This is a genomic window from Micromonospora sp. L5, from assembly GCF_000177655.2.
In the GTDB taxonomy this organism is placed as follows: Bacteria; Actinomycetota; Actinomycetes; order Mycobacteriales; family Micromonosporaceae; genus Micromonospora; species Micromonospora aurantiaca.
Genome location: NC_014815.1, coordinates 4,376,760 through 4,390,370, shown reverse-complemented (window position 1 = coordinate 4,390,370; position 13,611 = coordinate 4,376,760). Strand labels below are relative to the sequence as shown.

Annotated in this window: 9 protein-coding genes; 7 read left to right on the top strand and 2 right to left on the bottom strand. The window is 74.8% G+C overall.

Translation table 11 applies throughout. The features are described 5' to 3' along the window. The first annotated feature begins 1,019 nt into the window (after positions 1–1,019). The 6 genes from ML5_RS20670 (at position 1,020) to ML5_RS20645 (ending at position 10,434) form a co-directional block, all read left to right on the top strand. A complete protein-coding gene (locus ML5_RS20670) occupies positions 1,020–1,850 on the top strand; it encodes a fibronectin type III domain-containing protein (protein WP_236619451.1) in 831 nt (276 codons plus the stop codon). Positions 1,851–2,047: 197 nt separating this feature from the next. Further along, positions 2,048–4,612 carry a fibronectin type III domain-containing protein gene (locus ML5_RS20665; protein WP_201766749.1) on the top strand — a complete coding sequence of 855 codons (2,565 nt, stop codon included), beginning with the start codon at positions 2,048–2,050 and terminating at the stop codon, positions 4,610–4,612. A gap of 24 nt (positions 4,613–4,636) precedes the next feature. Next, complete coding sequence (locus tag ML5_RS20660) at positions 4,637–5,632, top strand: MoxR family ATPase (protein ID WP_013287288.1); 996 nt, start codon at positions 4,637–4,639, stop codon at positions 5,630–5,632. 2 nt (positions 5,633–5,634) lie between these two features. Then, the gene (locus ML5_RS20655; RefSeq protein ID WP_013475996.1) at positions 5,635–6,789 is read left to right on the top strand and encodes a DUF58 domain-containing protein; all 1,155 of its coding nucleotides are present in this window, start codon (positions 5,635–5,637) and stop codon (positions 6,787–6,789) included. Next, complete coding sequence (locus ML5_RS20650; protein WP_013475995.1) at positions 6,783–9,068, top strand: transglutaminase domain-containing protein; 2,286 nt, start codon at positions 6,783–6,785, stop codon at positions 9,066–9,068. The genes ML5_RS20655 and ML5_RS20650 overlap by 7 nt, the downstream gene beginning before the upstream one ends. A 91-nt stretch (positions 9,069–9,159) precedes the next feature. Then, positions 9,160–10,434 carry an MFS transporter gene (locus tag ML5_RS20645; RefSeq protein ID WP_013475994.1) on the top strand — a complete coding sequence of 425 codons (1,275 nt, stop codon included), beginning with the start codon at positions 9,160–9,162 and terminating at the stop codon, positions 10,432–10,434. Between the two features lie 15 nt (positions 10,435–10,449). On the opposite strand, the gene ML5_RS20640 is transcribed toward ML5_RS20645, so the two are convergent. Together ML5_RS20640 and ML5_RS20635 are read right to left on the bottom strand one after the other, a co-directional pair. Beyond that, positions 10,450–11,256, bottom strand: a complete 807-nt coding sequence (locus ML5_RS20640; protein ID WP_013475993.1) for an SDR family oxidoreductase — start codon at positions 11,254–11,256, stop codon at positions 10,450–10,452. A 1-nt stretch (position 11,257) separates the two neighbouring features. Next, entirely contained in the window at positions 11,258–12,232 is a 975-nt protein-coding gene (locus ML5_RS20635) for an LLM class F420-dependent oxidoreductase (RefSeq protein ID WP_013287292.1), read from the bottom strand. A 144-nt stretch (positions 12,233–12,376) separates the two neighbouring features. Here ML5_RS20635 and ML5_RS20630 point away from each other — a divergent pair, with 144 nt between their 5' ends. Continuing rightward, on the top strand, positions 12,377–13,588 hold the full coding sequence (locus ML5_RS20630; RefSeq protein WP_013475992.1) for a low temperature requirement protein A: 1,212 nt from the start codon (positions 12,377–12,379) through the stop codon (positions 13,586–13,588). The last annotated feature ends 23 nt before the right edge of the window (positions 13,589–13,611 follow it).

The window sequence follows — 13,611 nt, the reverse complement described above, 5'->3', positions numbered from 1 at the left end:
CGGACTCGGCCGATACCGAAACGAGCAGAGCCAGCGCCACTACTGTGCCGCCCGTCCCCGGTGGACCGGGCTGGGACAAGCCGACGATCCAGGTGCAGCAGATCGGCCCGCTGCTGGAAGAGGAGGCGGAACGCAACGCCGCAAAGGCAGCACGCGACGCTTCGGCGAATCCCGCAGCGACCGCTTCCGCCGACGAACCCCCTGTCAGCGCACCACCGGCCAGCAAATCCCCTGCTAACACGCCCTCGGCCGGCTCAACCGGGATGATCGCGCCCGCAGCGAGCGCGCCGCCGCTGAGCACGTCCCCGGTCAGCGGACCGCCGGTGAGCCCGTCGGATACGAGTGACGGCGGCTCGGGTGGTGTACCGGTCACCGACGCTGCCGCGAGCGTGAAGCATCCGGGCGCCCCCTCCGTAGGTGCGTCGGGCACCCTCGGCACGCCCGACGCCGGTGCGCCTCCGGCAGGCCGAGCACCGCTGCCCGCCGCACCCCACATCAGCCCACCGCCCACCAGCGTCGCGCCCGTCAGTGCCGCACCCGTCAACCCAGCACCCATCAGCGCACCGCCGGTCAGCGCACCGCCCGTCGGATCGCCCTCGACGTCGCCGGTCAGCGCGCCGCCCACGCACCCGGTCAGTGGCCCTCCCGGACAGCCGGTCAGCGGGGTTCCGGTAAGCGGCTACCCCCCACCGGTCAGCGGCCCGCCCGCCGCGCCGGTCAGCGCCGCACCGGCAGTGGGCTACCCGCCACCGGCCGGCGGACCCGCACCGGCCTATCCGCCGCCGATCAGCGCACCACCCGCACCCGGCTACCCGACGCCGGCAGGCGGACCACCCGTGCCACCCGTCAGCGGCCCTCCGGGCCCGCCGATCAGCGGGCCACCCGCACCCGGCTACCCGTCGCTGACCGGCGCACCACCCGCACCACCCGTCAGCGGGCCTCCGGGCCCGCCGATCAGCGGACCGCCCGGACCCGGCTACCCACCGCCGGTCAGCGCGCCGCCCGCCGGACACCCACCGGTGAGCGCTCCCCCCGGCACCTACCCACCGCCGGTCAGCGGACCACCCGCGGCACCGGTCAGCGCGGCACCCGTCAGCGGTTCCTCCGTACCGCCGTGGGGCATGGTCGCGCCGCCGTGGAGCAGCGCCGCCCCGTCCCAGCCGGTCGACCGGCCCACCCGACCCGAGCCGGAAGAGGACGAGCCGGCGCCCGCCGACGCGGCAGGCGAACCGGAGCAGGACGCGCCGGAACCGAACCGGCAGATGACGATCTACGAGGACCTGCTGGACTTCCCCGAGTCCACCCGACCGGAGCCGCCGGCCCAGCCAGATCAGGGCGCGTGGCCGGCGGCCCCGCCGATGTTCCACCAGCCGCCGGCTGCGTACCCCGAGACGGAGGAACCGGAGCACGGCCGCAACCGGACGGTGCTGGCCCTGGTGGTCGGGGGTGCGGTGCTCGCGGTGGTCGCGGTGGTCGGTGTCGGCGCGGTGTTGCTGAACCGGGAGGCGGCGCCGCCTCCGGCTCCCGCGCCCGCGTCCGGCTCCGCGTCGCCGAAGGTGGCCGGGCCGCCGCCGGGTGACCTGAAGCTGCGCGACGACACCACGACCGTGACGGTGACCTGGACCGATCCGACGAACGGCGGGGTGCCGTTCGTGGTGGCGGGTGGCCGGGCCGGGCAGAAGCTCGGGGTTATGGCGACTGTGGACGCCGGGCAGACCCGGTACACGGTGAACGGGCTGAGCGCGAAGCTGGACTACTGCTTCACGGTGCTGGCTGTCTATTCGACCGACTCGTATGCCACCTCGGGCCAGGTCTGCACGGACCGGGAGGGCGGCGGCACGCCGAACTGAGACGACACGCTCGGTGTCCACAGGAGGACGGTGCGGGTTTCACCGGCTCCGGACGGCACCTATGATGGCTCCCGGCTCTGGGGAGGGTCGGCCGTGCTCGGCGTCTCTCCCCCACCGACACGGGGAGGCAGCCGGCAGTGACCACCATCGAGGACGTCACGGGCACCGGGCCGGAGCAGGCTCGTCCACGGTCGCGGATGCGCGGCGGGCTGGTGACCATCGGCACGGTGGCCGCGCTGCTGGCCGCGATGGGTTTGACGGTGCTCGGGCTGGGTGCGGCCGACAATGCGGTGGCGAGCTTCGACGCGTCGTCCTGGTTGTGGAGCACCACCCGCAGTGAGCTGGCCCGGGTCAACGGCGTCACCGCGCGGGTGGACACCCGGATGGAGGTGCCGGGTGGGCGGCGGCACCAGATGCAGGTGGCCCAGACCGACCGGCTGCTGATCCTGCGCGACCTCAACACCGGCCGGGTCAGCTCGCTGGATCTGGCGACGTTGCAGATCACCGCGACGACGCCGACCGCGCCGGGGTTCGGGGTGAGCGTGGCGCTGCACGAGGATTCCGCGTTCGTGGTGGACGCGGTGCAGGGCATCGTCCGGCAGCTCGACCCGCGGGCGCTGACGCCGGTGGGCGAGCCGGTGCGTTACCCGCCGGGCATCACCGGCGGCACGTTCGACGGTGCCGGCAAGCTCTGGGTCGCGGTGCCGAGTGAGGGCACCGTCTCGGCGGTGACCGCCGCCGAGCTGCCGGAGACGCCGGGTGACGCGCCACCGGCCGGGCTCAGCCCGAAGCGGGTCGAGACGTACGACGTGGCCGAGCCGGCGCACGAGCTGGTGGTGTCCACGCTGGACGAGGGTGTGGCGGTGCTGGACCGCACTTCGGCGTCGCTGGTGACTGTGGTCGGCGGGCAGACCCAGCGGGCGGAGTTGAGCATGACCGCGCCGGGGAACCTGCCGACGCGTACCAGCGGGCCGCAGGTGCCGGTCACGGTCTCCGGTGACCGGTCGGTGCACGTGGTGCGGGACAGCCGCGAGGTGAAGCGGTTCACGGTGCCCGGCACCGGCGCGCGGCTGAGCCCGGCGGTGTCGTGGGCGGGCCGGTTCTACTGCGCCGACGAGACCACCGGCACGGTGTACGCCTTCGACGCCGAGGGTCAGCTCGTGCAGACCGTCAAGGGCTCCGGCCGGCCCGGCCCGGTCGAGCTGGAGGTGCGCGAGAATCACCTGTTCATCAACCCGCCGGACTCGTCCACCGCGCAGGTGGTCGACGACCGCAACCAGGTGCGTGAGGTCGACAAGTACGCCAACGACGTGCTGGGCGGCGATCCGCCGCCGGTGGCTCCGCCGCCGCCCCCGCCGAAGAAGCCGAAGGTGTCCAAGCCGGGTGCGCCGAAGTCGGTCACGGCCGCCGCCGGTGACGCGTCGGCGCGGGTGAGCTGGCAGGCCGCCGCGTCGAACGGCGCCGAGATCACCCGGTACGTGGTGGAGGGCGCCGGTCAGACCCACCAGGTCGGCGCGAACCAGCGCGCGCTGGAGGTCACCGGTCTGACCAACGGTGAGACGTACACGTTCTCGGTGCACGCGGTGAACGCCAAGGGTGAGGGGCCGCCGCGGCGCAGCAACCCGGTGGTGCCGACCGCCGAGGTGCCGGACCCGCCGGCGTCGGTGACCGCCGAGGCGCGGCCGGACGGCACGGTGCGGGTGAGCTGGCCCGAGGCCGACGGCCAGGGCAACACGATCGCGAAGTACGCGGTGACGGCGACCTCGGCGGGTGCGAGCGCCCCGGCTGGCGAGTCGGCGAAGACGGAGCTGGTGGTGCCGGCCGGGCAACTGGAGTACGGCACCCAGTACGCGTTCACGGTGACCGCGGTGAGCGACAAGGGCGCCGGGTCGAAGGCGTCTCCGGTGAGCAACACTGTGGTGCCGTTCACCACGCCGAAGGCACCGACCGAACTGCGGGCGTCGACTGTCGCCGACCAGCCGGGCACGATCGCGGTGCAGTGGTCCCCGGCGGTGGACAACGGCCGCCCGGTGACGAAGTACGTGGTGGAGGCGGCCGGGAAGTCGGTCGAGGTGACCGACGTGCAGGCCACCGTGGGCGGCCTGGGCAACGGCCAGAACGTGACGGTGAAGGTCAAGGCCGTGAACGAGGCGGGGCCGGGACCGGAGGCGAGCACCACCGCGCGGACGGTGGCCGAGCCCCGGATCACGGTGACCGGCTCGTCGGCGGACGCCACGTCGGTGACTGTGACGTTCACTGTGGACGCGGGCGGTGGCCGCGCCTCCTGCACGGCGGCGACCGGCGGGAAGTCGGCGAGCGGAAGCTGTTCCAGCCTGCGGGTGACCGGGCTGACGCCGGGGACCGCGTACACGGTGACGCTGACCGCATCCAACGCCGCCGGTAAGGGCACCGCTTCGCGCGCGCAGACCACCGACCCGGTGTACGGCGTCGCCACCTGCAAGAACGGTCCGGACGGCGACCAGCGGACGTACTGCGACAGGGACGTGCCGGGCCGCAACGGCAACGAGATCTTCGAGGTCCCGCGGCAGGACAACGACCGTCAGGCCGGCTGGGTGCCGGACGGCCGGCGGCTGCGCACGTACTGCAAGGTGAAGGGCGAGGACGTGGACGCCTGGATCTACAACAACAACAAGCAGAGCACCTGGTGGGTCCAGGTGGAGTACAAGGGCAAGACGTACATCCCGTGGGCCTGGCTCAACCTGGAGGGCGGCGACGACCTCAACGTGCTGCCCGCCTGCTGACCGCACCGTCCGAGAGGCGCATCCGTGAACACGCACGAACCGCTGAGCCAGCCGGAGGTGCAGGGCTTCGCCGCCCTGGCCGCCCGGCTGGCCGACAACGTCAACGCGGTCGTGCTGGGTAAGCCGCAGGTGGTGCGGCTCGCGCTCACCGCGCTGTTCGCGCAGGGGCACGTGCTGCTGGAGGACGTGCCGGGCGTGGGCAAGACCACGTTGGCCCGTGCCGTCGCGGCGACGGTGAAGGGGCAGTGGCGGCGGATCCAGTTCACGCCGGACCTGCTCCCCTCCGACGTGTCGGGGGTGACCATCTTCAACCAGGCCAGCCGGGGCTTCGAGTTCCACCCGGGGCCGGTGTTCGCCAACATCGTGATCGCCGACGAGATCAACCGGGCGTCGCCGAAGACGCAGTCGGCGCTGCTGGAGGTCATGGAGGAGCGGACGGTCACGGTGGACGGCGTACGGCATCCGGTGCCGCAGCCGTTCCTGGTGGTGGCCACGCAGAACCCGGTGGAGATGGACGGCACGTACCGGCTGCCCGAGGCGCAGCTCGACCGGTTCCTGGTGAAGCTGTCGGTCGGCTACCCGGACGAGGCGGTCGAGGTGGAGGTGCTGCGCGGCGCCACGGTCCGCTCCCCCGACTCGCTGACCGCCGTCACCGACACCGCCACTGTGGGCGAGATGGTGAAGATGGCCCGGCGGGTGCACATCGCCGAGCCGCTATACGCGTACGCGGTGCGGCTGGCCGCGGCGACGCGTACCCATCCGCAGGTGCGGGTCGGGGTGAGCCCGCGCGGGGTGATCGCGCTGACCCGGGCGGCGTGCGCGTACGCGCTGATCGACGGCCGGGGCTGGATCATGCCGGAGGACCTGAAGGCGCTCGTCGAGCCGGTGTTCGCGCACCGGTTGCTGCTCACCCCGGACGCGCAGGTGCGGGGTGTCACGCCCGCCGAGGTGCTGCGGCAGGCGGTCGCGTCGGTGCCGGTGCCGCTGCCGTCGGGCCAGGCCACAGCGGTGCACGGCTGAGCGTGGGGATCACCGCCCGTGGCATCGGGCTGCTCGTCGCCGCCCTGGTGCTGCTCGGTGTGGGGTTCCGGTACGCGTACCCGGAGCTGACGGTGCTCGGCGCGGCGGCCGCGGTGGCGGTCGGCTACGCCGTGGTGAATGCGGCCTGGCGGCCCCGGCTGAGCGTTCAGCGGCGGGCCGACCCGGACCGGGTGGCCCGGGGTGAGCCGGCGGCGATGGAGCTGACGGTGCGCAACACCGGCCGGCTGCGGGCGGCGAACCTGGTGGCCGAGGACCGCTGCACCGGGGCGCTGGTGCCGGTGCCGCTGCTGCGGTTGCGTCCGGGCCGGGACACTGTGGTGCGGTACGACGTGCCGACGCACCGGCGTGGGGTGGTGCCGGTGGGGCCGCTGCGGGTGGTGCGCCGGGATCCGCTGGGCCTGGTGGCGCTGGCGCGCGGCTACGGCGGCACGGTGCCGGTGTGGGTGCACCCACGCATCCACCCGCTCTCCGCGGTGCCCACCGGTGCGGGGCGCAGCCTGGACGGGCGCACCGACAGCGTGCCGCACGGGTCGATCACGTTCGACTCGTTGCGGGAGTACGTGGTGGGCGACGAGTTGCGCCGCGTGCACTGGCGCACCAGTGCCCGGGTGGGTGAGCTGATGGTGCGGGAGAACGTGGACACCAGCCTGCCGCGCCTGGTGGTGGTGCTGGACAACCGTGCGTCCGCGCACCCGGACCGCGCGGGCGGTGTCGCGGAGTCGTTCGAGTCGGCGTGCGAGGCGGCGGCGTCGGTGGTGGCCGCAGCGGTGCGGGAGGACCTGCCGGTGCAGATGCTGCTCGTCGTACCGGCCGAGGTGGAGCCCGCCGGGGCGGCCGGGCCGCTGGACCGGCTCGCCGCGGTGGAGCTGGCGGACGCCGGGCCGGACGTGCTGCCCGCCGCGACCGGGCGGCTGCGCCGGGACCGGCTCGGCGACACGCTCGTCTTCCTGACCGGGCCGGGCGGCCGCGACGACCTGGGGCACGTCGGCGCGCTGCGCGGCGCGTACCCGTCGGTGGTGGTCGGGATGTTCGGCGCGGACGGGCCGACGGCGGCCGGCGCGGCGGGGCTCACGGTCCTGGACGCCGCGGACGGCGCGGCGTTCGCCGCCGAGTGGGACGGGGTCCGCCGGTGGTGACGCCGCCGCGGAAGCAGGCGGCGGAGCGGGCGGTCCGGGCGTTGCGGGCCGCGCCGGTCCCGGCTGCGCTGATCGTGCTGGTCGCGCTCTCCGGCGTGGTGCTGGGCCGGGTGTACGCGGACCCGCTGCCGGCCCGGCTCATGGCCGGTGCGGCGGCCGGGTCGGTGCTGGTCAGCGTGGCCGCGCGGCGGCTGCCGTCCTGGCTGGTGGCGCCGCTGTCGGTAGCCGCGCTGACCGGGTGGACGCTGCTGTCGCTGCGGCTGGCCGCCGCGCACGCGGCGCTGCCGGGCGGGCTCGGCGAGGTGGCCGCCGACGCGGCCCGCAACGCGATCCCGCGGCTGCTCACCGCGATGATCCCGGTCGAGCCGGCGCCGGACACGGTGCTGGTGCCGGTGGTCGCGGCGTGGCTGGCCGGGCTGACCGCCGCCGAGGTGGCGCTGCGGGCCGGGCGGGTGCTGCTGGGTTACCTGCCGCCGGCGCTGCTGTACGCCGGCGTGCTCTACGTGGTGGGGCCGAACGCGGATCCGGCGATCGGCCCGACGGTGCTGTTCGCGGCGGTCGCGGCGGCCGGCCTGGCGACGCCCGCGCGCCGCGACGGCCCGGCGCCCGATCCGGTCGCCGGTCTCACTCCTGCGGTACGCGCGGCGGTGCGGCTGCGTCTGATGGCGGCGAGCGCGGCCGGGCTGGCAGTGGTGGTGGCGCTGGCGGCGCTGCTCGCCCCGGTGGTGGCCGCCCAGGTCGACGAGCGGCCGGTCGACCCGCGCCGCTACGTGGAGCCGCCCCGGGTGGAGTCGCTGGACGAGAACCCGCTGATCCGGATCTCCGGGTGGGCGCTGAACCCGGACCAGCGGCTGCTCGACGTGCGCACGGTCGCGGGTGTGGGTGACGGCGGGTCGCCGCGGATCCGGCTGGCGGTGCTCAGCGACTACGACGGGGTGACCTGGCGGGTCGGCGCCACGTACCGCAACGCGGGGCGGATCCTGCCCGCCGCCGAGCCGGCCCCGGACGCGGCCACCGACGAGGTGCGCCAGGAGATCACCGTCGGCGACCTGACCGGCCGGCTGCTGCCGGCGGTGCCCACGCCGCGCGAGGTGACGGGCGCGCGGGTGGCGTACGACCCGGCGACCGGGACGCTGATCCGCCCGGAGGGGCTCGCGCCGGGGCTGCGGTACGAGGTGTCCTCGGTGCGGGAGCGCCCGGACGCGAACCTGCTGCCCACCGCGAACGTGCCCGCCGGGGACGAGGTGGCCCGGGTGCTGCGGGTGGCCGACGGGGCGCCGGAGCCGGTGCGCCGGCTCGCCACCCAGCTCGCCGAGTCGAACGGCGCCCCGTACGCGCGCGCCGACGCGATCGCCACGTTCCTGGCCGAGCACTACCGGGTGACAGCCGACGCGCCGAGCGGGCACGCGTACCCGAACCTGGCGTTCTTCCTGTTCGGACCGCGTAACGGCGGCGGGCAGCGGGGCACCTCGGAACAGTTCGCCGCCGCGTTCGCGGTGCTCGGCCGCCTCGCCGGGCTGCCCACCCGGGTGGTGGTCGGGTTCGAGCCGAAGGGCGACGGTCCGGTTCGGGCCGCCGACGCGTACGCCTGGCCGGAGGTGCTGTTCGACGGCGTCGGCTGGGTGCCGTTCGACCCGATGCCGCGTCCGGACTCCGAGCCCCGCCCGGTGGAGGAGGACTTCCGGCCGCAGCCGGAGGATCCGCCGCCGTCGGAGGTGCCGGCGCCCACCGAGGAGCCGAGCGCCACTCCCCCGGCCGCCGCGCCCGCGCCCGGCCGGAGCGAGCGTGGGCTCGGCACGCCGGTGCTGGTCGGCGGCGGTGCCGGTGGCCTGCTGCTGGTGGTCGGGGCGGTGCTGGCGATGCTCGTGGCGATGCGCCGCCGGCTGACCCGCTCCCGGTTGGACGCCGGTGACCCGGGCGAGCGGGTCGCCGGTGCGTGGCGGGAGCTGACCGACGCGCTGCGGCTGGCCGGGCACCCGGTCGGGCCGGACCTGGCGGCGGCCGAGGTCGCCGAGCGGGCCCGCCGGACGCTCGCCGAGGCGCGCGCGGCGCGGCCCGGAGAGGGCGCGGCGAACGGCGACCCGGATGGCGCGGCGGTGGACGAGCTGGCCGGTCTGCTCAACCAGGCGGGCTTCGCGCCGGGCAGCGTCACGCCGGAACAGGCGGAGCGGGCCGCACGGCTGAGCGCCGGCTTCGCCGACGCGCTGCGTTCGGCCCGGTCGCGGTGGCGACAGGTGCTGTGGGCGGTCCATCCGGGGCCGCTCCGGTGGCGACGCTGATCAACAGCCGTAACCGGATCGCCGGGCCGGTACCTCTACGAGCCGTCCTGAGTGGGGCACCGGCGGCCGGCTTACGGAAGTAGGGTGAGCGGTGATCTGGATCAGGAACCGGCGTTTTCGTCTGCTCTGGACCAGTACGCTCTTGTCCAACCTGGGCAATTGGCTGATGATCGTCGCGGTACCGGTCCACGTCTACACGATGACCGGGTCGACGCTCAGCAGCGGTTTCGCCTTCGTCGCGCAGACCCTGCCCGCGATCGTCTTCGCGCCCCTGGCCGGGGTGCTGGCCGACCAGTGGGACCGGCGCGCGGTGATGGTCGGCGCGGACCTGCTGCGCATGGCCGTCGTGCTCGCGCTGGTCGTGGTCGACGATCCGGGCATGCTGTGGCTGCTCTACACGGTGATGTTCTTCGAGAGCGCGATCGGGCACGTCTTCCAGCCCGCGGCCCGGGCGGTGGTGCCCGCCATCGTCGGCCGGGGCGGTGACCTGGAGGCGGCGAACTCCTGGAACACGGTGGCGAGCGGCGTCGTCCGCCTCGCCGGCGCGCCCCTGGGCGGCGCGCTCTACGCCCTCGTGGGTTTCGACGCTCTGGTGCTGATCGACTCCGCGACGTACCTGGCCTCGGCCGTACTGATCTTCGGAATGGGCCGGCTGCGGGTGGCCGACGACGGGCGCCGGCCGGGCACGTCGTCCTGGCTGGCCGCTTTCCGGGGGCAGATCCGGGAGGGTCTTGCCTTCCTCTTCGGGCATCCCGTCCTCCGCACGACGCTCGGCGTCTCCAGCATCTTCCTGATGGCGAACGCCGCTCTGAACGTGCTTCTCGTGCCGTACGTCATCAGCGTCCTCGGCGGCGACGCCGGCGATGTCGGCGTGCTCATGGCCGCGCTGGGCGGCGGCTTCCTGGCCAGCGCGTACGTCGGCAACGTGCTGTCCCGAAGCGGTCTCCTCCGGCTGTCGTTCACCGGCTGCCTGGCGGCGATCACCCTCTGCTTCGCGGGGCTCTTCCTCATCCACCACTTCGCCGCCGCGCTGGTCTTCATCGCCCTGGCCGGCCTGCCCGGTGGCGCGTTGCTGATGCTGGTCCAGGTTCAGGTCCAGCGCCACACCCCGGACCGCCAGCTCGGCCGGGTCGGATCCGCCTTCTCCGCCGCCGAGATGGCCGCGACCGTCGTGGGTGCCTCGGCGGGCAGCATCGCCGGGCAGCAGTTGCCCCTCATCACCACGGTCTGGCTCGTGATCGGCGTACTGGCGGCCGGCGCAGCAGTCGCCGCCCTCCTGCTACCCACCCGGTCCGGACCGCCGGCGGCGGAGCCGGTGGCGACGGCAACTCCGCCGGCGACAGCCGGAACCGGTGGCGACGGCTGAATCGCCGTCGATCCGTCACGACTGAGGGGAGCCGGCGCGCAGCTTCCGGACGAGCTTGCGCAGCCCGGCCTGCCAGCCGTCCGGGTCCTCGGCGCGGCGCCGCGCGTAGTCGGCCACCTCGGGGTGCGGCAGGATCAGGAACCGCTCCTCGGCCAGCCCGGCCACGACCACGTCGGCGACCTGGTCCGGCGTGAGGATCGACCCGGACGCGGCGATCACCCGGGCGCCCAGGTGCCCCTCGGCGAGGCCGTCGGCGAGCATCGGGGTGTCCACGCCCTGCGGGCACAGCGCGCTGACCCGGATGCCGGCGTCCCGGTAGGTGATCGCCAGCCACTCGGCGAGACCCACGGCGGCGTGCTTGGTGGCGGTGTACGGGGCGTCGCCGACGGCGGTCAGCAGTCCGGCCGCCGAGCAGGTGAGCAGCAGGTGTCCCTGGCCCCGGCTGAGCATCCCGGGCAGCACGGCGCGGGCGCTGTGCAGGTGCCCGAGCACGTTCACCCGCCACGCCCGGTCCCAGTCCGCGTCGGGCGCGTCGATGCCACCGCCGGTGGCCACTCCGGCGTTGGCGCAGAACAGGTCGATCCGGCCGTGGCGACGCTCGGTCTCCTCGACCAGCGCGTGCACCGCCGCCTCGTCGGTGACGTCGAGCCCGACACCACTGGCCACCGGGCCGATCGCGTCGGCTGCGGCGCGGGCCGCGTCGGCGGCCAGGTCGGCCAGGACGATCGCGGCGGCGCCCTCGGCGGCGAACCGGCGGCCCAGCGCCGCCCCGATCCCACCGGCCCCGCCGGTGATCACCACCACCCGGTCGGTCAGGTTCATCTCAGGCCGCCTTTCCGGGGGCGAGCCGGGGCAGCAGGTCCATCCAGGCCGCCGCGCCGCCCTCGGTGATCTCCGGCGTGGGCAGCACCGCGATGACCGGTACGTCGACGCCGTTGTCGGCGTAGCGGCGGACGGCCGCCACGCACTGCTCGGGCGAGCCGTGCAGCACCAGCGCGTCGACCACCTCGTCCGGTACGGCGGCGGAGGCGCCCCGCCGGTCCCCCGCGGCCCACGCCTCCCACATCGGGCCGAGCGAGTCCTGGCGGCCCAGCCACCTGTGGAAAGCGGCGTACGCGGGCACGGTCAGGTAGCCGGTGATCATGCGGCGGCCCAGCGCACGGGCGTAGGCGGTGTCCTCGGTGGGGCAGACGAAGATGCGGGCGGCGACGTCGAAGCCGGGCCGCCGCTCGCCCACCTCGGCGAGCGCGGTCGGCACGTCGTCGGCGGCCAGCCAGTTGAGGATCACCCCGTCGGCCTCGGCGGCGGCCAGGCGCAGCATGCCGGGGCGCAGCGCGGCCAGCAGGACCGGCGGCGGCACGCTGGGCGGGCGCTCCAGCGTGAACCGCCGGACCGCGAACGTGTCGAACGCGCCGTCGACTGTCTCGCCGCGCAACGCGGCCCGCAGGAAGCGCAGCACGTCCCGGGTCCGCTTGAACGGCTCGTCGAATCCGATCGCGTTCCAGTCCCGCACCAGCACCGGCGACGAGGCGCCGACGCCGAGCGCGAAGCGGCCCGGCGCGGCCTCGGCCAGCGCGGCGGCGCTCATCGCGAGCAGTCCCGGCCCCCGGGTGAACACCGGCGTGATCGCGGTGCCGAGGCGCAGCCGCGGCGACCAGGCGGCGGCCAGGGCCAGCGGGGTGAACGCGTCGGCGCCGGCCACCTCCGACGACCACACGTCGGTGAACCCGGCGTCGTCCAGAGCCGCGTAGACGGCGGCGTGGTCGGCGAGCGGGATACCGCCCAGCGGCACGGTCATGCCCCATCGGTTCGTCACCCGTCGATGGTGCCCGTCCGGCAGCGCCCGGAGCAAGATCCAGGCAGATATGGGTGATCCGCTCCGAGTTGCCGGGAAAGAGTGTTACGACTGCCGCATGAGTCGGACCGGGGACGGGGCCCGGCGGTGAGGACCGCCGAGCCGGCCGCGCTGCGCAGCTCCGGCGGCGGACCCGACCGGGCCACGTTCCTGGAACTCTTCTTCGACCTCGTGTACGTGTTCGCGCTGACCCGGATCTCGGCGCGCGCCTTCGAGGACCTGGTGCTGGAGGGCGGGCAGACCGGCTGGTCGGCGGTGACCGGCGGCGGCAAGACACTGCTGCTGCTGCTCGCGCTCTGGGCCGTGTGGCAGGGCACGGCGTGGACGACCAGCCGCTACGACCCGCATCACCTGTGGTTGCAGGTCATCGTGATCACCGCGTTGATCTCGGCGATGGTGATGGGGGTGGCGATCCCGCGCGCGTTCAGCCACAGCGGCCTGATCTTCGCCACCGCGTACGTGGTGGCACAGGTGAGCCGGCCGGCGATCCTCGTGCTCGTGCTGCGCAAGCAGCAGTACCGCCGGCTCAAGCTGCGCATGCTGATCACGTTCTGCGCCACGGGTGTGCTCTGGCTGGGCGGCGCGCTGCTGCCGGGCAGCGCCCGGGTGGTGCTGTGGACCACGGCGCTGCTGCTGGAGTACCTCGCCGCCCGGTTCGGCTGGCCGCTGCCGGGCCTGGGCCGCTCGACGGTGTCCCGGTGGGACATCCACGGCGAGCACCTGGCCGAGCGCTACCAGCAGATCTTCCTGGTCGCGCTCGGCGAGACGATCCTGCTCGCCGGCCTGTCGTTCACCCGCTCCTCCACCAGCCCGGGCATGGTCGTCGCGTTCGCCGTCGCGCTGGCGACCTCGGTGCTGCTGTGGCGGATCTACGTGCAGCGGGCCGGGCAGATCCTCGGGGAGGCGGTGACCCGGGCCGCGCACCCGGCCACCATCGGACGGTCCGCCGCCGACACCCACCTGGTCATGGTGATCGGGGTGGTCGCCACCGCGATCGGCTACGAGCTGGTCATCGAGCACCCGGCCGGGCACAACGAGCTGCCCTGGATGGCCGTGGTCCTCGGCGGGCCGGCCGTGTTCCTGGCCGGCCGGGCCCGCTTCGAGTACGAGGTGTTCGGCCGCGTCTCCCCGTCCCGGCTGGTGGGGATCGCCGCGCTGCTGCTGCCCGTACCGCTGCTGGTGCGCCTCGCGCCGCTGGTCGCGGCGATCCTCGCCGCGGTGGTCCTGACGGCGGTGGCGGTGGCCGACGCGCGCCGCGCCTGGGGCCGCCCGCCGGAGGAGGCGGCGACGCCGTTCTGAGCGGCGACGCCGGTGCGGCACAC

Excerpts from the sequence above, each read along its gene's own strand:
- ML5_RS20665 (WP_201766749.1), top strand. The coding sequence starts at position 2,048 with ATGCGCGGCGGGCTGGTGACCATCGGCACGGTGGCCGCGCTGCTGGCC.
- ML5_RS20640 (WP_013475993.1), bottom strand. The coding sequence starts at position 11,256 with ATGAACCTGACCGACCGGGTGGTGGTGATCACCGGCGGGGCCGGTGGG.
- ML5_RS20635 (WP_013287292.1), bottom strand. The coding sequence starts at position 12,232 with ATGACCGTGCCGCTGGGCGGTATCCCGCTCGCCGACCACGCCGCCGTC.